Source organism: Kitasatospora sp. NPDC101183 (assembly GCF_044767945.1).
GTDB lineage: Bacteria > Actinomycetota > Actinomycetes > Streptomycetales > Streptomycetaceae > Kitasatospora.
Genome location: NZ_JBIWOW010000017.1, coordinates 98,871 through 117,885, shown reverse-complemented (window position 1 = coordinate 117,885; position 19,015 = coordinate 98,871). Strand labels below are relative to the sequence as shown.

12 protein-coding genes and 1 riboswitch are annotated in these 19,015 nt (G+C 74.2%); of the genes, 4 read left to right on the top strand and 8 right to left on the bottom strand.

Features of this window, described 5'->3' with window-relative positions; translation table 11 throughout:
* Window positions 1-19: 19 nt before the first annotated feature.
* Window positions 20-104, top strand: a riboswitch (cobalamin riboswitch).
* Between the two features lie 47 nt (window positions 105-151).
* Window positions 152-331: a hypothetical protein gene (locus ACIRRS_RS24345; RefSeq protein ID WP_402974386.1), complete on the top strand. Its 180-nt coding sequence runs from the start codon at window positions 152-154 to the stop codon at window positions 329-331.
* Window positions 328-3,939, top strand: coding sequence for a cobaltochelatase subunit CobN (cobN, locus tag ACIRRS_RS24340; protein WP_402974383.1), 3,612 nt, complete (start codon window positions 328-330; stop codon window positions 3,937-3,939). The genes ACIRRS_RS24345 and cobN overlap by 4 nt, the downstream gene beginning before the upstream one ends.
* 34 nt (window positions 3,940-3,973) lie before the next feature.
* On the opposite strand, the gene ACIRRS_RS24335 is transcribed toward cobN, so the two are convergent.
* Window positions 3,974-5,113, bottom strand: a complete 1,140-nt coding sequence (locus tag ACIRRS_RS24335) for a hypothetical protein (RefSeq protein ID WP_402974380.1) — start codon at window positions 5,111-5,113, stop codon at window positions 3,974-3,976.
* A gap of 308 nt (window positions 5,114-5,421) precedes the next feature.
* On the opposite strand from ACIRRS_RS24335, the gene lnt reads away from it, so the two are divergent.
* Window positions 5,422-7,014, top strand: coding sequence for an apolipoprotein N-acyltransferase (lnt, locus tag ACIRRS_RS24330; RefSeq protein ID WP_402974377.1), 1,593 nt, complete (start codon window positions 5,422-5,424; stop codon window positions 7,012-7,014).
* On the opposite strand, the gene ACIRRS_RS24325 is transcribed toward lnt, so the two are convergent.
* The 4 genes from ACIRRS_RS24325 to gdhA form a co-directional block, all read right to left on the bottom strand.
* On the bottom strand, window positions 6,990-7,754 hold the full coding sequence (locus ACIRRS_RS24325) for a VOC family protein (RefSeq protein WP_402974374.1): 765 nt from the start codon (window positions 7,752-7,754) through the stop codon (window positions 6,990-6,992). The genes lnt and ACIRRS_RS24325 overlap by 25 nt on opposite strands.
* A 45-nt stretch (window positions 7,755-7,799) precedes the next feature.
* Window positions 7,800-8,726, bottom strand: coding sequence for an NADP-dependent oxidoreductase (locus tag ACIRRS_RS24320; RefSeq protein ID WP_402974372.1), 927 nt, complete (start codon window positions 8,724-8,726; stop codon window positions 7,800-7,802).
* Window positions 8,727-8,975: 249 nt separating this feature from the next.
* A complete protein-coding gene (locus tag ACIRRS_RS24315; protein WP_402974369.1) occupies window positions 8,976-9,854 on the bottom strand; it encodes a GyrI-like domain-containing protein in 879 nt (292 codons plus the stop codon).
* 133 nt (window positions 9,855-9,987) lie between these two features.
* The gene (gdhA, locus tag ACIRRS_RS24310; RefSeq protein WP_402974366.1) at window positions 9,988-11,379 is read right to left on the bottom strand and encodes an NADP-specific glutamate dehydrogenase; all 1,392 of its coding nucleotides are present in this window, start codon (window positions 11,377-11,379) and stop codon (window positions 9,988-9,990) included.
* A 389-nt stretch (window positions 11,380-11,768) separates the two neighbouring features.
* On the opposite strand from gdhA, the gene ribA reads away from it, so the two are divergent.
* Complete coding sequence (gene ribA, locus ACIRRS_RS24305) at window positions 11,769-12,398, top strand: GTP cyclohydrolase II (protein ID WP_402974363.1); 630 nt, start codon at window positions 11,769-11,771, stop codon at window positions 12,396-12,398.
* Window positions 12,399-12,549: 151 nt separating this feature from the next.
* Here ribA and ACIRRS_RS24300 read toward each other — a convergent pair whose 3' ends face one another.
* The 3 genes from ACIRRS_RS24300 to ACIRRS_RS24290 form a co-directional block, all read right to left on the bottom strand.
* On the bottom strand, window positions 12,550-15,717 hold the full coding sequence (locus ACIRRS_RS24300) for a hypothetical protein (protein ID WP_402974360.1): 3,168 nt from the start codon (window positions 15,715-15,717) through the stop codon (window positions 12,550-12,552).
* Between the two features lie 261 nt (window positions 15,718-15,978).
* Window positions 15,979-18,096 carry a putative bifunctional diguanylate cyclase/phosphodiesterase gene (locus ACIRRS_RS24295; protein WP_402974357.1) on the bottom strand — a complete coding sequence of 706 codons (2,118 nt, stop codon included), beginning with the start codon at window positions 18,094-18,096 and terminating at the stop codon, window positions 15,979-15,981.
* Window positions 18,097-18,178: 82 nt separating this feature from the next.
* Window positions 18,179-18,985, bottom strand: coding sequence for an SAM-dependent methyltransferase (locus ACIRRS_RS24290; protein ID WP_402974354.1), 807 nt, complete (start codon window positions 18,983-18,985; stop codon window positions 18,179-18,181).
* Window positions 18,986-19,015: the final 30 nt, after the last annotated feature.

Genomic DNA, 19,015 nt, shown 5'->3' with positions numbered 1-19,015 from the left:
CGCCAGCGACGGCGCAGGGGAGGAAACCGGTGTGAACCCGGTGCGGTCCCGCCACTGTGACCGCGGCGCACCGCAGAGCCGGTGCCCGTGGGAGCCAGGAACTCCTGCCGTCCTCCACCGGCCCGGGGCGCGGACCCCGAGGAAGGCAGCAATGCACCATCGCCGTCGCCTGCCCGCGCCCGCGTCCCCGGCCACCACCACGGCCGCACCGGCCGCCGACCCGGCACACCCGGCCGCCGCCTTCGCGGCCCGCCGTGCCGTCACGTCGGCCGAACCGGCCATGCCCCAGGCCACCCTGGCCACCACCGAGGCCGGGAGGGCCTACGCATGATCCTGCTCCTGTCGACGTCCGACACCGACCTGCTGAGCGCCCGCGCCTCGGCGGGCCCCGTCCCGTACCGCCTCGGCAACCCCGCGCGGCTCTCCCCCGAGGAACTGCCCGCACTGCTGGAGGGCGTCGACCTGGTCGTGGTCCGCCTCCTCGGCGGGCGCCGCGCCTGGCAGGAGGGCCTCGACGCGCTGCTCGCCGGCCCCCGCCCGGTGATCGTGCTGACCGGCGAACAGGCCCCCGACGCCCAGCTGATGGAGCTGTCCACCGTCCCCGCCGGCATCGCCGCCGAGGCCCACGCCTACCTCGCCCACGGCGGCGCGGCCAACCTGGCCGAGCTCGGCTCCTTCCTCTCCGACACCGTGCTGCTCACCGGCCACGGCTTCGCCCCGCCCGCCTCCGCACCCGCCTGGGGCCCGCTGGAGCGCGAGGCACGTACGGAGGACGGCCCCGTCGTCGCGGTGCTCTACTACCGCGCCCACCACATGAGCGGCAACACCGCCTTCGTCGAGACGCTCTGCCGGGCGATCGAGGACAAGGGCGCGCGGGCCCGGGCCTACTACTGCGCCTCCCTGCGCGGCGCCGAGCCCGAGCTGCTGGCCGCCCTCGGCGAGGCCGACGCCCTCGTCACCACCGTGCTCGCCGCCGGCGGCACCCGCCCGGCCGACGCCCAGGCCGGCGGCGACGAGGAGGCCTGGGACGCGGGCGCGCTCGCCGCCCTGGACCGCCCGATCCTCCAGGCCCTGTGCCTGACCTGGTCGCGCGCCCAGTGGGAGGCCAGCGACGACGGCCTCTCCCCGCTGGACACCGCCACCCAGATCGCCGTCCCCGAGTTCGACGGCCGCCTGATCTCCGTCCCGTTCTCCTTCAAGGAGCTGGACGAGGACGGCCTCACCGTCTACGCCGCCGACCCCGAGCGCGCCGCCCGCGTCGCCGGAACCGCCGTCAGCCACGCCCGGCTGCGCCACGTCCCGGCCGCCGAGCGCCGCCTCGCGCTGGTGCTGTCCGCGTACCCGACCAAGCACGCCCGCGTCGGCAACGCCGTCGGCCTGGACACCCCGGCCAGCGCGGTGCGCCTGCTGGAGCGGCTGCGCGAGGAGGGCATGGACCTGGGGGACCAGCTGCCTGCCTTCTACGACGAGGACGGCGGCCACGAGGGCGACGCCATCATCCACGCCCTGATCGCCGCCGGCGGCTACGACCAGGACTGGCTGACCGAGGACCAGCTCGCCCGCAACCCCGTGCGCATCCCCGCCGCCGACTACCGCCGCTGGTACGCCGGCCTCCCCCAGGGGCTGCGCGAGCGGGTCGAGGAGCACTGGGGCCCGGCGCCCGGCGAGCTGTACGTCGACCGCTCGCAGAACCCGGACGGCGACATCGTCCTCGCCGCGATCCGCTCCGGGAACCTGCTCGTCCTCATCCAGCCCCCGCGCGGCTTCGGCGAGAACCCCGTCGCCATCTACCACGACCCCGACCTCCCGCCGAGCCACCACTACCTGGCCGCCTACCGCTGGATCGAGTCCGCGCAGGAGGACGGCGGCTTCGGCGCCCACGCCGTCATCCACCTCGGCAAGCACGGCAACCTGGAGTGGCTGCCCGGCAAGACCGCCGCGCTGTCCGCCGAGTGCGGCCCCGACGCCGTCCTCGGCGACCTGCCGCTGGTCTACCCCTTCCTGGTCAACGACCCGGGCGAGGGCACCCAGGCCAAGCGCCGCGCCCACGCCACCCTCGTCGACCACCTCGTGCCGCCGATGGCCCGCGCCGACTCCTACGGCGACATCGCGCGCCTGGAGCAGCTCCTCGACGAGCACTCCAACATCGCCGCGATGGACCCGGCCAAGCTGCCCGCCATCCGCGCCCAGATCTGGACCCTCATCCAGGCCGCCAAGCTCGACCACGACCTCGGCCTCGACGAGCGCCCCGAGGACGACGGCTTCGACGACTTCCTGCTGCACGTCGACGGCTGGCTCTGCGAGATCAAGGACGCCCAGATCCGCGACGGCCTGCACGTCCTCGGCCAGGCGCCCGCCGGCACCGACCGGGTCAACATCGTCCTCGCCATCCTGCGCGCCCGCCAGATCTGGGGCGGCGTCAGCGCCCTGCCCGGCCTGCGCGAGGCGCTCGGCCTGGACGAGGCGGCCCTCACCCTGGGCGCCACCGACGCCGCCGAGGCCAAGGCCCGCGCCCTGGTCGAGGCCATGGAGGCCGAGGACTGGGCGCCCGAGGCCGTCGAGAAGGTCGCCGCCGGGCACCCGGAGGCCGTCCGCGAGGTCCTGGACTTCGCCGCCGCCCAGGTCGTGCCGCGCCTGGCCGCCACCACCGACGAGCTGGACGCCGTCCTGCACGCCCTCCGGGGCGGGTTCGTCCCGGCCGGGCCCTCCGGCTCCCCGCTGCGCGGCCTGGTCAACGTGCTGCCCACCGGCCGCAACTTCTACTCCGTCGACCCGAAGGCCGTCCCCAGCAAGCTCGCCTGGGAGACCGGCCAGGCGCTCGCCTCCTCCCTCGTCGAGCGCTACACCGCCGACAACGACGGCGCCTACCCGCCCTCGGTCGGCCTCTCCCTCTGGGGCACCAGCGCCATGCGCACCGCCGGCGACGACATCGCCGAGGCCTTCGCCCTGCTGGGCGTGCGCCCGGTCTGGGACGACGCCTCGCGCCGGGTCACCGGCCTGGAGGCCATCGGGCTGGAGGAGCTGGGCCGCCCGCGCATCGACGTGACGCTGCGCATCTCCGGCTTCTTCCGGGACGCGTTCCCGCACGTCGTCGCCCTGCTGGACGACGCGGTGCGCCTGGCCGCCGCCCAGGAGGAGGCGCCGGAGGACAACCACGTCCGCGCCCACGTCCAGGCCGACCTCGCCGTCCACGGCGACGAGCGCAAGGCCACCGTCCGCGTCTTCGGCTCCCGCCCGGGCACGTACGGGGCCGGCCTGCTCCAGCTGATCGACAGCCGCGACTGGCGCACCGACGCCGACCTCGCCGAGGTCTACACCGTCTGGGGCGGCTACGCGTACGGGCGCGGCCTCGACGGGCGGCCGGCGCGCGAGGAGATGGAGACCGCGTACAAGCGGATCACCGTCGCCGCGAAGAACACCGACACCCGCGAGCACGACATCGCCGACTCGGACGACTACTTCCAGTACCACGGCGGCATGGTCGCCACCGTCCGCGCGCTCACCGGCAAGGCCCCCACCGCGTACATCGGCGACTCCACCCGCCCCGAGACCGTCCGGACGCGCACCCTCACCGAGGAGGCCGCCCGCGTCTTCCGCGCCCGTGTCGTCAACCCGCGCTGGATCGAGGCGATGCGCCGCCACGGCTACAAGGGCGCCTTCGAGATGGCCGCGACGGTGGACTACCTGTTCGGCTACGACGCCACGACGGGCGTGGTCGCGGACTGGATGTACGAGAAGCTGACGCAGGAGTACGTCCTCGACCCGGTCAACCGCGAGTTCCTCGCGGGCGCCAACCCCTGGGCGCTGCACGGCATCAGCGAGCGCCTCCTGGAGGCGGCGAGCCGCGGGCTGTGGGAGCAGCCGGACCCGGAGCTGATCGAGCAGCTCCAGGCCGCCTTCCTGGAGACGGAGGGCGACCTGGAGGGCGAGGAGGGCTGACGGCCCCTCTCCTTGTTCGTGAAGGCCGCCGGTCTCAGGACCGGCGGCCTTCACGCTCCCACCACTCGGCTTCGAGGCGCTCGCGCATACGGTCGGCCTCCTCGGTCCGACCGGCGGCGATCAGGGCGTCGACGTACTCGGCCTGGAAGGCGAGCCCGTGCTCCTCGTCGCCCACGTGTCGCTCCAGCAGCACCAGCGCGTCGTCGTACCGCCCGGCGGTGGCCCGCATCCTGGCCAGGATCAAGGCGATGTGCCCCTGGTCCAGCAGGGGCAGGAGTTCCTGCTCCGCCTCACCGAGCTTTCCCTGGAGGGCGAGGGCCTGCGCCAGCCACTCCGTGGCCTCGTCACCCCGGGTGGGAACGGCGCGGCCGAACCGCTCGGCCTCGGCGAACTCTCCCTCCCGGACCAGCGCCATGAGGTAGCCGCCGACGTAGTCGTCGTCATCGGGACAGCGCTCGGCCGCCCGCCGGTAGTACCGCAGGGCCTCCTCGGTCCGGCCGAGGGTGTCGAGATAGCCCGCCACCGCCCAGGCCTGGAAGGCATTGCCCGGGTCGAGCCGCAGGGCGTTGCGCATGTGCCGACAGGCCGCCTCGATGTCGCCGAGGCGGTCCTCCATGAAACCGGCGACCTCCTCCGCGGCCTCTGCCGACTCCATCTCCACGTTCCGGAGAGCTTCGAGGAGCTTCGCCGACTCTTCCTGGTCTTTCAGGATTCTCAGGTAGAGCACCGTCAGCGGACTCGCCGGCGCCTTCCCCACCTCCCTCTTCAGGAATTCCGTCGCCTCCGGAACGCGTCCTTCACCGATCAGCCGCTCGGCGATGTGACGGGCGACGTTTCCCCTCCCCCGGAGCACCTCGTTCCACTCCATCAACCGGTAGCGCTCCCCGGTGGACACGGGGTCGACGTGCTGCTCCTCCTCCGGGCCGCTCTCCTGGAGCCGGGCGGCCTTCCACGCCTTGCGGAACTCCTCCGCCTCTCCCCCGAGCGCCTCCACGATCAGCTCCAGCGCGCCCCACCTGGGCAGCCGCTTGCCGGTCAGGGCCTGGTGGACGGTGCTGTGGCTAACCGCGCCGGCCGTCCGGGCGGCGATGCGGCGGGTGCTGGGCTCGCCGGCGTTGAGGTGCAGTTCGCGAAGTCGCGCGGTCAGGTCGGCGAGCGGTCCACCGTTTTGCACGTATTGCCCCCATTTTTTTTTCTGTAACTCCCCGTAAAACGTTACAGCGTTCGCGTCTCGCGAGGTCGCGCTTCGTATCACCCGGTAAGGCTTTGCCCGGTTCCGTAATCGACACGTTCCGGTACAGCAGATTCGAAGCATGACGACGAAGAAGATCCAGGAACGCATCAAGCTCGCGGTCGCCCTCCTTTCCGCCGCGAACCTCCTCACCCAGGTGATTTCGGGGGTCACCCACCTGCTGCAGTAGCCCGTCAACCCCGTGCCCCGCCGTCTGGCACGATCCGCCACCCGGGCGGACAATACGGGGCATGTCGCGCCGCACCGCTCCCGCCAGCACCGCCCAGAGCACGGCCCCCGCACACGGGCAGGAGCCGCGCGCGGCGCACCCGCACCGGTACCGGGGGCGGACGGCGGCGCTGGCCTGCGGGGCGGTGCCGGTGGTGGCGTTCCCGCAGGCCGGGCAGGCGTGGCTGGCGTGGGTCGCGCTGGTGCCCGGGCTGCTGCTGATGCAGCGGGCGCCGGGGGCGCGGGAGGCGGCGGTGCGCGGGTGGTGGTTCGGCGCCGGGTTCATCCTGACGGCGATGTACTGGCTGCTGCCGTCCATCGGGCCCGGGCTGCCCGTGATCGCCCTGCTGTTCGGCACGCTCCAGGCCGGGCTCGGGTACGCGGTGCACCGGCTGCTGGGCCCGCCGCTGACCACCCGTCGGGCGCTGCTGGCCCTGCTCGTCGTCCCGGCGGTGTGGGTGACCACCGAGTACGCCCGCTCCTGGCACGCGCTGGGCGGGCCGTGGGCACTGCTCGGCGCGACCCAGTGGCAGCACCCGACGGTCCTGGCGCTGGCCTCGGCGGGCGGGATCTGGCTGGTCAGCGTGGCCGTCGCGGCCGTCAACACCGGGGTGCTGGTGCTGCTGACGGCGGTGAACCGCACGCCCCGGGCGGTCGCGGCGCTGAGCGTGGTGGCGGTGCTGGCGGCCGGTCCGCTGCTGTTCGCGCTGCGCCCGGCGCCGGTGCGGGACGGGGCGGTGACGGTGGCACTGGTCCAGCCGGGCATCGTCGAGGACCCGCAGGAACGGTTCGACGCCAGTGCCCGGGCCACGGCCGCGCTGGTCGGCCGGCCGGTGGACCTGATCGTCTGGGGCGAGAGCAGCACCACCGCCGACCTCGACCACGACACGGCCTCGCTGGACCGGCTGCGCGAACTGTCCGCGGCCACCGGCGCCCAACTGCTCGCCGGGGAGGACGCGCGCAAGGCGGACGGGCGGATCTCCAAGGACGCGGTGCTCGTCTCCCCCGCCGGGGTGCTGGACCGCTACCGCAAGATCCGGCTGGTGCCGTTCGGCGAGTACATCCCGCTGCGGCCGGCGCTGGGCTGGATCTCCGGGGTCAGCCGGGCGGCGGGCGAGAACCGGGCCCCCGGCACCGCCTTCCACCTGCTGCCCGTCACCGACCGGTCGGGCGCGCCGCTGCCGGTGGGGGCGCTGATCTGCTTCGAGTCCGCGTTCCCGGACATGGCGCGCACGGCAGCGCGCGACGGCGCCCGGGTGCTGGTGTACCAGTCCTCGACCTCGACCTTCCAGCGCACCTGGGCGCCCGAGCAGCACGTCTCGCTGGCGGCGATCCGGGCCGCCGAGACGGGCCGTCCGGCCGTCCAGGCCTCGCTGACCGGGGTGTCGGCCGCCTTCGACGCGCAGGGGCGGGAGCTGGCCCGGCTCGGCACCGACGGCACGGGGGCGCTGACCGTACGGCTGCCGCTCACCGCGACCTCCACACGGACCTGGTACGACCGGATCGGGGACGTGGTGCCGCTGGGCGCCCTGCTGGTCACCGCGGGAGCGGGGGCGGCCGCCTGGCGCTCGCGGGCCTCCACCTCCCGGGTTCAGCCCTCCGCGCCCGCCAGGTAGACGCCGAAGGCCGCGCCCTGGCCGTCGCGCAGCACGGCGATGCGCGGGCCGTCCGGCACGTCGGTGGCCGGCATCAGGACGTCCGCGCCGAGACCGACCGCCCGGGCGACGGTCAGGTCGACGTCGGCGACGCAGAAGTACGGCAGCCAGTGCGGCGGCACCTGCGGCGGGAAGGCCTCGTCCATGACCAGCATCCCGCCGAAGTCCCGGCCCTCCAGGCCCCATTGGGTGTACTGCTCGGACGGGGCGACGGACCAGCCGAAGACCGCCGGGTAGAACGCGAGCGCCGTCTCCCGGTCGCGGGTGAGCAGTTCGACCCAGCCGAGGGAGCCCGGCTCGTTGAACACCCCGGCGCCGGTGAAGGCGCGGGCCTGCCAGAGGGTGAAGACGGCGCCGGACGGGTCGGCGGCCACCGCGAAGCGGCCGAGGTCGGACACGTCGGCGGGGCCCGCCAGGAGGCTGCCGCCCGCCTCCTCGATGGCCGCGGCCGTGGCGTCGGCCCCGGCGACGGCGAAGGAGACCGTCCAGGCGACGGGCTGCCGCGGGGCGTAGATCGGGGTGACGGCGGCGGCCGGGGCGTCGCCCAGGTGCATCTGGGTGTAGCCGCCGGCCTCGGGGCGGACGTCGGTCACGGCGCGCCAGCCGAACAGCTCGCCGTAGAACCGCCGGGCGGCCTCGGGGTCGGAGGTGCCGAGTTCGACCCAGCAGGGGCCGTTGACGGTGACGCTGGTCTGCTTCACGGTGTGCCTCATTCGTTTCCGACGATCCGTCAGATTTCGCTGTTCTCAGGGGACTTCCGAGCCTTCGGAGACTTCGAGAACGACCTTGCCCCGGGGGTGGCCGGACTCGACGAGGGCGACGGCCTCGGCGGCATGGGCGAGCGGGTAGCGGGCGGTGACCTGCGGGTCCAGCTCACCGGTGGCGACCAGGGCGGCGAGGACGGCGAGGCTCGCGGGCGTGGTCGAGCGGGTGACGTAGCGGCCGCCGAGTTCGGTGGCGGTGACCGGGTCGGCGGTGCTGACCAGGTTGGCGCGGTCGGTGAGGGCTCCGGCGACGGCGCGCAGCGCGTCGCCGCCGGCCAGGTCGAGGATGCCGTCGACCCCCTCGGGGGCGGCGGCCGCGAGCCGTTCGGCGACGCCCTCGCCGTAGCGCACGGGCACCGCGCCGAGGGCCTCCACATGGGGGCGGCCCGTCTCGCTGGTGGTGCCGAGGACGGTGAGGCCCTGGCGGCGGGCGAGTTGGACGGCGACGCTGCCGACGCCACCGGAGGCACCGACGACCAGCAGCGTGCGGCCGGCGCCCAGGCCGAGGTCGCGCAGGGCGTCGTCGGCGGTGGCGGCGGCCACGCACAGGACGGCGACCTGGTCGAACCCGACGGCGGAGGGCTTGAGGGCGCTGGACTCGGCGCGCAGCAGGGTCTGTTCGGCGAAGGCCCCGGCGGCGGCGATGCCGAACACCTCGTCCCCCGGCGCGAAGCCCTCGACGCCGGGGCCGACGCGCTGGACCACTCCGGAGGCCTCCTGCCCCATGACGGCGGGCAGTTGGCGCTCGCGGCCGAGGAAGCCCCGGCGGATCTTCCAGTCCACCGGGTTCACCCCGGCCGCGCGGACGGCGACCGCGATCCGGCCGGGGCCCGGGGCGAGGTCGGGGCGGTCCAGGAACTCCTGGGTCTCGGGGCCTCCGTAGTCGACGAAGCCGAACGCCTTGGCCATCGGTGATCCCACTCCTCGGGTCCCGGCCGCGCCACCGCGCGCCCTCGCTCTCCCCCGCCCCAGCATGCGGGGCGCGCGGGAGCGGCGGGGGGCGGTGGTGGGCCGAACGGGGGCGGGCGAACACATGACGGGTGACAGGTAACAGATGACAGATTTCAGATAACGGATAACAGATGACAGCGGACAGATTTCATCATCTGTCCGCTGTCATCTGTTTGCTGTTATCTGTTTGCTGTCAGCTGTTCCCTGTCAGCCCCGTGCCCCGGCCCGGCTCACCGGGATCCAGAGTTCGGCCTGCGCGTCGCCCGCCCCCGGCACGAAGCGGACCTGGAGGATCTCCGGGCCCGGCCGGGACTCGTACGGGTTGGACGGGAACCACTGGCCGTACACGTCCCCCCACATCTCCTGCAACGCCTGCGGGTACGCGCCGGTGTTGGTGAACACCGCCCACGTCCCGGCCGGGACGTCGAGGACCTCCAGGTCGTCCGGGACGACGGCGCCCTCGCGCGCCACCACCGCGTGCCAGTAGTCGAGTTCGGAGCCCTCCTCCCGGTTGGGCGAGAAGTCGTCGGTCACCGAGACGATGCCGAGCGGCTCCTTTCCCGTCAGGGCCGTGATCCGCTCGACGGTCTCCGCGCCGAGCCCCTTGATGAACTCCGCGATGTGCGGGTTGACGCCCCGGTAGATCAGGGGCACCCGCGCCTTGCGACCGGCGACCCTGAAGTCGGGCTTCTCGGCGATCCGGTATTCCATGCTGCTGCTTCCCTCCACGACGAGTCGGAAGGACATCCGGGGCTGCGAGATGAGCACCGCGCCGTCGCGCCGGGCCTCGCCCGGGCCGACCCCGTGCACGGCCCGGAACGCCCGGGCGAAGGCCTCGCCCGAGGTGTAGCCGTAGCGCACCGCGATCTCGAGCAACGTCCGCTCGCCGTCCAGTACTTCGGCGCCAGCGACGGTCAGCCGCCTGCGCCGTACGTACTCCGACAGCGGCATCCCGGCGAGCATCGAGAACAGCCGTCGGAAGTGGTACTCCGACGTCATCGCGATCCTCGCCAGGGCGGCCACGTCGATCTCGCCGTCGAGGCCGTCCTCGATGCGCTCCATCGCCCGGTTCAGGTGTTCCAGCATTCCTGCCCCCGTCCTTCCCTTACTGACCTCCACCGTAGGAAGGACCCACCCTGCCGCACCCGACGATCGGTGCCCGCTCCGGTCGGGTGCGGCGGATGCGGCGGGGTGCGGCAGGGTGGGGCGGCGAGCGGTGTCAGACGAGGCCCTGCGCGAGCATCGCGTCCGCGACCAGCTCGAAGCCCGCGATGTTCGCGCCCACCACGTAGTCGCCCGGGTGCCCGTAGCGCTCGGCGGTGGCGAAGCAGGTGTCGTGGACGTGCCGCATGATCTGGGCCAGCCGCTCCTCGGTGCGCTCGAAGCTCCAGGAGTCGCGCGAGGCGTTCTGCTGCATCTCCAGGGCGCTGGTCGCCACCCCGCCCGCGTTGGCCGCCTTGCCCGGTCCGAAGGCCACGCCCGCCTCCTGGAACACCCGCACCGCCTCCGGGGTGGTGGGCATGTTGGCGCCCTCGGCCACCGCCAGCACGCCGCCGCGCACGAGCGCGAGCGCGTCGGTCTCGGTCAGCTCGTTCTGGGTGGCGCAGGGCAGCGCGACCTCGCAGGGCACGCTCCACACGCCCGGGCCCTCGACGAACTTCACGTGGGAGCCGCGCAGTTCGGCGTAGTCGGAGACCCGGCCGCGCCGGACCTCCTTGACCTCCTTGAGCAGGTCGAGGTCGATGCCCTTCTCGTCCACGACGTAGCCGGAGGAGTCGGAGCAGGTGAGCACCGTCGCGCCGAGCTGCTGCGCCTTCTCGATCGCGTAGATCGCGACGTTCCCGGAGCCGGAGACGACCACCCGGCGGCCGTCCAGGCTCTCGCCGCGGCTGCGCAGCATCTCGGCGGTGAACAGCACGCAGCCGTAGCCGGTGGCCTCGGTGCGCACCTTCGCGCCGCCCCAGCCGAGGCCCTTGCCGGTGAGCACGCCGGCCTCGTAGCGGTTGGTGATGCGCTTGTACTGGCCGAAGAGGTAGCCGATCTCCCGGCCGCCGACGCCGATGTCCCCGGCGGGGACGTCGGTGTGCTCGCCGAGGTGGCGGTACAGCTCGGTCATGAAGGACTGGCAGAACCGCATGATCTCGGCGTCCGAGCGGCCCTTGGGATCGAAGTCCGAGCCGCCCTTGCCGCCGCCGATGGCCAGGCCGGTGAGCGCGTTCTTGAAGATCTGCTCGAAGCCGAGGAACTTGACGATGCCGAGGTTCACCGAGGGGTGGAAGCGCAGCCCGCCCTTGTACGGGCCCAAGGCGCTGCTGAACTCCACCCGGAAGCCTCGGTTGACGTGGATCACGCCGGAGTCGTCCGTCCACGGCACCCGGAACATCAACTGCCGCTCGGGCTCGACGATCCGCTCGACGATCCGGGCGTCGACCAGCTCGGGCCGGCGGGCGAGCACGGGGGCGAGGGTCTCCAGCACCTCGTGGACGGCCTGGTGGAACTCCTCCTCGCCCCGGTTGCGGCGGACCACGTCCGCGAAGAGCGACTCGATGACGCGCTGCTCGGCTTCGAAGCCGGACGGCGAGGTGGTGACGGTGGGGCGGCTGGTGGGCATCCGTTGGGGACCCTTCCGTGGTCGTCGATGGACGTCGAGTGTCGTCGGTGGTCGCAGTCGCTCAGGTGTGCCGGTGCACAGGAAACGGGACGGAGTGCCACCCTGTCCAGCGCCGCGATCCCGTCTTCCACATGCTGGAACATCCTGCGAACACCCTGGGAACGCACGGCGACGCGCGGCCGCTCCCCGGGGGCGGGAACAGGCGGGGCGGGTGGGGTGTTGTGCGGCTGCGTGATCGTCCTGTGCACCGACGGTACTCAGTTGTTCAAATTGGAACTACCGAGTACGGTCGACATCCGATCCACCCGATCCACCCGATGACCCGGTCACCCGGCTCCAGCACCCCGCTCCAGCCCGGCAGACACACCCCGAACGACGGAGGCACACCCATGCCGCAGCCCGGTCCCGCCACGGTGCGCTCGCGCGTGCGCATCCCGCTGACCTTCCCGGACGGCTACCGCGCCGAGGCGGAGGTCACCACCTTCCACGGCCTCGAGGACGGCGCGGAGCACCTCGCGCTCGCCTTCGGCACCGTCGAGGAGGGCGCGACACCGCTGGTGCGCCTGCACTCCGAGTGCCTGACCGGCGACGTCTTCGGCTCCGACCGCTGCGACTGCGGCCCGCAGCTGCGCGAGGCCGTCGAGCGCATAGCCGAGGCCGGCGGGTACCTGCTCTACCTGCGCCAGGAGGGCCGGGGCATCGGCCTCTACAACAAGCTCGACGCGTACGCTCTGCAGGACTCCGGGCTCGACACGTACGAGGCCAACGCGGCCCTGGGCCTGCCCGAGGACGGCCGGGACTACACCGCCGCCGCGCAGATGCTCGCCGCCCTCGACGCGACGACCGTCGACCTCCTGAGCAACAACCCCGACAAGGCCCGGCAGTTGGCCGACCTCGGCGTCACCGTCCGCCACCGCATCCCGACCGGCGTGCACCTCTCCGAGAGCAACGTGCGCTACCTGACGGCCAAGGTCGAGCGGACGGGGCACTCGATCGAGCTGCCGCGCCTGGTCGGCTGAGGGCGCGAACAGATGACAGATGTCAGCGAACAGATAACAGATTTCATCATCTGCCAGCTGTTATCCGTTCGCTGTCTTTTGTCATCTGTCATCTGTTCGCTGACATCCGTTCGCTGACATCTGTTCGCTGTTCTCCGTCAGCTGTTCGCCCTCACTCCTCCACCGCCGCCGGCCACCGCATCGTCCGCAGCACCCCGTACGCGGCGAGCGGCAGGGCGATCAGCAGGGCCGCCCAGAACGCGGCGTGCCCCCACCAGGCGGCGACGGCGCCGAACCAGCCCTCGAACACCGGGATGCGCAGGGCCTCGACCGGGCCGAGGGGGCCGGGCCAGGCGCCCAGGAGGAGGGTGGCGGGGATCCAGAGGCCGAGCAGCACCCGCGCGGTGAGCGGCGTGCCGAAGGTGCAGGCCAGCGAGGCCGCCGCGAGCAGGACGACGAACCCGGCCTGGTAGGCCGCGCCGGTCTGCCCGGTGCCCCAGGAGGCCGCCGTCGGGTGGTGCCCGGTGGCGGCGAGCCGCACCTCGACCGCCGCCCACAGCAGCAGCACCAGCACCGCCGTGCCGCCGAGCGCGAACCGCAGCCGCTCCCGCGTGCCCGCGCCGCCCGGGCGCCAGGGCCGCTGCCACGGCTTCCGCTCCCCGCCGCCCGGGGGCCGCTGCCGCGGCCGCTCCTCGTGGACGGCCTTGAGGAAGCGCCGGGCCGACCGCTCGATCAGCAGCAGGGACAGCACCACCGCCACCACGGCCATGACACCGGCCCAACTGCCCATCCCTCCCTCGAACATGACCACCCGGTCCGCGACCGGCCCCGGCGCCTGCACCGCGGGCAGCGGCGGCCCGAGCCTCAGGTAGCCGATGGCGAAGGCCCCCGCCCCGGTCAGCAGGCCGGTGCCGACCCCCACCCGCGCCGGGAAGAACGCCAGCAGCACGGCCGCCGTGAACGCCGCGCCCAACTGCCCGACCACCTGCCGCGCCGCCTGCTCCCCGGCCGTGCGCAGCGGCCCGCCGAAGGCCCCGTTCGGCAGGATCTTCAGCTGCTCGCCCGCCTCGACGGGATGCCGGAACACCGCCCCCGCCCACAGCAGCAGCCCGAACCCGAGCAGGAGCAGCAGCGCGGCCACCGCCCGCCGGGGCACCGTCCGGCGGGCGTACGGCCACCAGGCCCGCACCCGGGCGCCCCAAGCCGCCAGCAGCAGCCGCCGGCCGCTCCACCAGCGGGCGACGGGCCCCGGCTGCGCCGTACGGGACGTGGTCTCCTCGGCCTGCTCCTCCCGCCCCCGGGCGCGCGGGCGCAGTGTCTCGGCGGCGGTCAGGGCCGCCCGTCCGGCGGCCTCCCCGGGGTCGGCGCCCAGCGCCCGCCGCCGCAGCGCGGACCAGCGCCGCCGCACCCCCCGGCGGTCCTGGCCCGCGTCCGCGCGCACCGCCGTACGGGCCCTGGCCCCGGCGGCGAGGGCCGCGTCCACCACGGCCGCCGCGACGACGGCCGCGAGTTCCGAGGCCCGTACGGGCAGGGGCAGCCGGTGGAGGGCGCCGGGCAGCGGGGAGAGCCGGCCGAGGACCCGTTCGCGCTCCCGGGGCCGGATGCTCAGCCAGACGGCCAGGCGCCGCGCCTCCTCCCGCTCGCCGGGGCTGAGCCCGTCGCCGCCGCGCCGTCCGCCGCCGACCGTCCGCGCGGCCCGTTCGACCTCGGCCATGACCTGGGGCAGCGCGGCCAGTGCGAGCAGCCGGGAGCAGTGGTCCCCGGCGCACTCGGGGTGGAAGCAGTCGTACCGGGCGGCGACCCCTGCCGCCCCGGAGGCGACCAGCTGTTCGATGAAGGCGTAGCCGTCGGCCTCGGTGTCGGCGGCGAGGAGTTCCAGCCCGGTGGTGTCGACCGGCCGCCCGAGGTACTGCGGGGCGGCGGAGGGCAGGAAGGCGACGCCGAGGGCGAGGAGGGCGACGCCCGCGGCCTCGGTGCGCCGGGAGCCGGGGGCCTGGACGACCTCGGTGAGGTAGTGGAGGTCGAAGACGGTGTCGCGGACGTCCTCGCTCAGCCAGGTGCGCAGCCGCTGCGCTCCCCCGGTGGCCAGCCACTGCGCGGCGGCGAGGGAGTCGCGCAGCAGGACCTCGACGAGGCGGGCCGGATCGCCGTAGGAGGCGCCGTGGTAGCTGATCGGCCGGTGGGACTGCGGGCGGCGGCGCACCACGGGCGGGCTGGCGCCGTCCAGCCAGGCGCGGACCTCGGCGGCCGTCCAGCGGTCGTCCGGCTGCCGGGTGAACAGCCCTTGCAGGAGCAGGAGTTGACGGGGGTCGGTGAGCGCCGTGAGGTCGGGCTCCTCGCCGACGACGAGTTCGAGCTCCAGCTCCCGTTCGGTCACCGCCCGGCCGTCCGCGCCGACGAACCTCGGGCGGCCGGCGAAGAGTTCGTACAGCACGTTGCCGAGCGCCCACCAGGGCCCGGCGCGGTGGTTGTTGCCCGCGAGCTGCTCGGGGGCCATGTAGGCGATGGTGGCGGTCATCTGGGAGGTGAAGCGGCGGCTGGCGGTGAGCCGGTCGACGCCGCCGAAGTCGGCGATCACGAACTGGCCGGGCCCTGAGCCCTGGCCGGGGCGGACCAGGATGTTGGCGGGCTTGAAGTCCAGGGGGTTGAGCTGGATGGCGCACTGCCAGAAGTCGAGCAGGGCGACGAGTTCGCGGACGATCTGCTCGGTCAGCCACCGGTCGGTGTGACGGCCCGCGCGGCGCAGGGCGGCGAAGTGCGCGGAGAGGGTGACGGGCAGGTACTCCATGGCGACCCAGTCGAGCTCGCCGCCGTGGTGGCGGACCTTCCCGTGGTCGATCAGGTGCGGGACGTGGCGGCGGAAGCGGTCGTCGGAGAGCCGGGCGAGCAGGGCGGCGTCCATCGGGTGCCCGGCGGTGGCGACCTTGACGGCGGCCTCGCCGCCCGCGGCGCGCCGTACGCGCCAGACGGTGCCCTCGGTGCCGGAGCCCGCGACCTCCTGCGGGGCGAAGCGGCCGCGCAGCGCGTCGGGGAAGGCGCCGTCGAACGGCCGGCCCGGGCGGGTCGCGGCCTGCGGCGGCTCGTCCCGGTGCGGACCCGGGCCCATGCCGGCGGCCCACCTGGGCGGGGGCACCACGGCGGTGACCGCCTCCGGGCCCGCCTGGGGATCGGCCCGGGGCCCGGCCTGGGGATCAGCGCGCGGATCGGCCCGGGGATCGGCCCGGCGGACGGTGGTGGCCTCGGGGTCGACCCCGGTCGCCCGGCGGCCCAGGCGCGAGGGGCGGTCGGTGCTCTCGCCGCCGTCCGGGACGTCCCGGTTCCACCAGGGCCTGCGGTCCACCCTGGTCCGCGGCGTCTCCCGAGGCCCCCGCCCGTCGTCCCCCGGTGTGCGCATGAAAGGCGTTCCCTCCGCTCCCCGGGGCCGGTGCGGGGCGGTCGTCCTCGCGCGCACGGGAGCCGGGTGGTGATCTCGACGCGCCATCATCCCGCAGACGGGGCGGCGTGTCGGCGCTTTCGGCGAACCGGCGGGAGCCCGGTACGGAACCGGGACAACCCGGCTCCTCTCAGGCCCTCGGAGGCCCGCAGCGGCCCTCAGCGGCCCTCAGGCGCCGTCCACCGGCCGCCCGGCCGGCTCCTCGACGATGCGCCGGTCGATCTCGGCCGGGCGCACCGGGCGGCCGAAGTGCCAGCCCTGCGCCCAGTCGCAGCCGATGGCGCGCAGCCGCTCGGCGTCCTTGCGGGTCTCCACGCCCTCGGCGGTGACGGTCAGTCCGAGCGCGTGCGCCATCGACACCAGGCCGCTGACGATCCGCCATCCGGTGGACTCGTCCTTGGAGGGGTCGTGCAGGTCGCCGACGAAGGAGCCGGCGACCTTGAGCCCGGAGACGGGCAGGTCGCGCAGGTAGGCGAGGTTGGACCAGCCGGTGCCGAAGTCGTCCACGGCCAGCGACACGCCGAGGTCGACGAGCCCGTGCAGGGTGCGCAGCGCCTCGTCCTCCGGCCCGACGACCGTCGACTCGGTGATCTCCAGCTGCAGCCGGGCCGGGTCGAGCCCGGTGCCGTCGAGGATGCGGGCGAGGTCGGTGACCAGCGCCGCGCTGCGGGCCTGGCGCACCGCGAGGTTGACGTTGAGCTGGGGGGCCGCGTCGCCGTAGCGCTTGATCCAGTCGGCGGCCTGGCCGCAGGCCTGTTCGAGGACCCAGCGGCCGAGCGGCATGATCAGCCCGGTCTCCTCGGCGGTGGTGACGAACTCGTCGGGGCCGAGGACGCCGAGCTGCGGGTGGCGCCAGCGCACCAGCGCCTCGACGGCGGCCATCCGGCCGTCGGCCAGGCGGTAGAGCGGCTGGTAGTCGATGAAGAACTCGCCGCGGTCGAGGGCGGCGGGCATCCGCACGGAGACGGCGTAGCGGTTGACCGCGCGGGCGTTCTCCTTGGGGTCGAACAGCGTCCAGCGGCCCCGGCCGGCCTCCTTGGCGCGGTAGAGGGTGAGGTCGGCGGCGCGGACGGCGGCGCCGGGGGTGGTGGTGGACACCCGGCGCTCCAGGACGCCGACGCTGGCGCCGACGGCGAGCTTGTGGTCCCCGATCAGCACCGGCCCGGCCAGCGCCTTGAGGACGGTCTTGGCGGCGGCGACGGCCTCCTGCTCGCCCCGGCACTTCTCCAGCAGGACGACGAACTCGTCCCCGCCGAGCCGGGCGACGAGGTGGCCGAGCGGGCCGAGGGCGGCCTGGAGACGGTCGGCGACGGCGGAGAGCAGTTCGTCGCCCATGTCGTGGCCGAGGCTGTCGTTGACGACCTTGAAGCCGTCGAGGTCGACGTAGCAGAGGCCGAAGCGGGCCCCGGGCTCCGGATCCTCGAAGACCTTCTCCAGGCGTTCGAAGAAGGCGGCGCGGTTGGGCAGGCCGGTCAGCGGGTCGTGGGTGGCCTGGTGGCGCAGCCGCTCCTGGAGGCGGTAGCGGTCGGTGACGTCCTCCAGCATGGCGACCTGGTAGATCGGGGCGCCGTCGTCGTCGCGGATGAGGGAGACGGTCAGGTGCGTCCAGACCACCTCGCCGTCCTGGCGGTAGTACGGCTTGTCGAACTGGAAGTAGTCGCGCTTACCGCTGATCAGCTCCTCGTAGGCCTCCCAGACGCCCGGGGTGTCCTCGGGGTGGACGAGGTCGCCGACCCGGCGGCCGATCATGTCGGCCGGGCCGGCGCCGAACAGGTCCTGGAGGGCCTTGTTCACGGCGAGGATGTTGCCGTCGGTGTCGCCGATGCCGATGCCGATGGCGGCGCTCTCGAACAGGGCGCGGAAGCGGGCCTCGGAGGCGCGCAGCGCCCGTTCGGCCTCCTTGCGGGCGGCGTCGGCGGCGGTGCGGATGGCCTCCTGCTCGCTGAGGGTGCGCTCGCGCAGGGCGGCGGCCCAGCCGGCGGCGAAGGCGCCGGTGAGGGCGGGGCCGCGGTCGTCGGGGACGGGCTGCGCCTGGAGCAGTTCGACGGCGCGGGCGAGCAGGCAGGGGTCGGTGAAGTGGGCGTCGACCAACTCCGACCCGGCCCGGGTGGCGAGCACGGGGTCGAAGGGCACGCCGCGCTGGGCGCGGTGGAGCAGGTCGGCGGTGCGGGTGACCAGGCGGTGGAGCAGGTCGGGGCGCACGGCGATGCCGTGGTCCGCGGAGAGCAGCCGGGACCACTCCTCGTGGAACCGCTCGGCGCCGCCGGGCCCCGGGGCAGTGCTCATGCGGGCGCCCCGGTGCGGGCGGGGGCGGCCGGGCCGGTGCCCGCGCCCCCGCTACGGTCGGACGCGCCCGCGCGCCGGGCGTTCAAGGGAGCAGCCCCACGCCCGCCACGCCGGTCATGCGTTCGGGGTGCTCGCCGACGGACTCGGGCTGGTCGGGGCGCCACTGCGGCAGGTAGACGACGCCGGGTTCGAGCAGCTCGAAGCCCTCGAACATGGCGGTGATCTGCTCGTGGGTGCGCATGGTCAGCGGGGTCGGGGTCTTCTGGTAGAGGCGCTGGTGGTCCTCGGCCTGGTCGGGGCGGCCCTCGAGGGAGGCGTGGGAGAGGACGAGGGCGCTGCCGGGCGGGAGGGCGTCGCGGACGGTGGCGATGAGCTTCCACGGGTCGTCGTCGTCGGTGACGAAGTGCGCGACGGCGACCAGCAGGACGGCCACGGGCTCGCCGGCGGCGAGGAGTTCGGTCACCTCGGGGCGGGCGAGCAGGTCCTCGGCGTCGCGCAGGTCGGCCTGGACGACGGCGCTGGCGGGGTCGTCCTCGAGCAGCAGGCGGCTGTGGGCGACGGCGACGGGGTCGCGGTCCACGTAGACGACCTGCGCCTCGGGGCGGATGGTGCGGGCGATCTCGTGGACGGCGCCGAAGGTCGGGATGCCGGAGCCGATGTCGAGGAAGCGGGCGAAGCCGCGCTCGGCGAGGTGGGTCACGGCGCGGCGCAGGAAGGCCCGGTTGGAGCGCATGATCTGCGGGAGCTCGGGCCACAGGGCCAGGGCCTTGCGGGCCATCTCGCGGTCGACCTCGAAGTTGTGGGAGCCCCCGAGGTAGTAGTCGTAGACCCGCGCGGCGTTCGGTTTGTCCAGGTCCGTGCCCTCCGGTACCCAGCTCGGTCGCCGCATGCCTGTGACTCCTTCACTCCGGTTACGGGG

Bases quoted from the DNA above. Each gene is read 5' to 3' on its own strand.
- ACIRRS_RS24345 (WP_402974386.1), top strand. From the start codon at position 152: ATGCACCATCGCCGTCGCCTGCCCGCGCCCGCGTCCCCGGCCACCACC.
- cobN (WP_402974383.1), top strand. From the start codon at position 328: ATGATCCTGCTCCTGTCGACGTCCGACACCGACCTGCTGAGCGCCCGC.
- lnt (WP_402974377.1), top strand. From the start codon at position 5,422: ATGTCGCGCCGCACCGCTCCCGCCAGCACCGCCCAGAGCACGGCCCCC.
- ACIRRS_RS24320 (WP_402974372.1), bottom strand. From the start codon at position 8,726: ATGGCCAAGGCGTTCGGCTTCGTCGACTACGGAGGCCCCGAGACCCAG.
- ACIRRS_RS24315 (WP_402974369.1), bottom strand. From the start codon at position 9,854: ATGCTGGAACACCTGAACCGGGCGATGGAGCGCATCGAGGACGGCCTC.
- gdhA (WP_402974366.1), bottom strand. From the start codon at position 11,379: ATGCCCACCAGCCGCCCCACCGTCACCACCTCGCCGTCCGGCTTCGAA.
- ribA (WP_402974363.1), top strand. From the start codon at position 11,769: ATGCCGCAGCCCGGTCCCGCCACGGTGCGCTCGCGCGTGCGCATCCCG.
- ACIRRS_RS24295 (WP_402974357.1), bottom strand. From the start codon at position 18,096: ATGAGCACTGCCCCGGGGCCCGGCGGCGCCGAGCGGTTCCACGAGGAG.
- ACIRRS_RS24290 (WP_402974354.1), bottom strand. From the start codon at position 18,985: ATGCGGCGACCGAGCTGGGTACCGGAGGGCACGGACCTGGACAAACCG.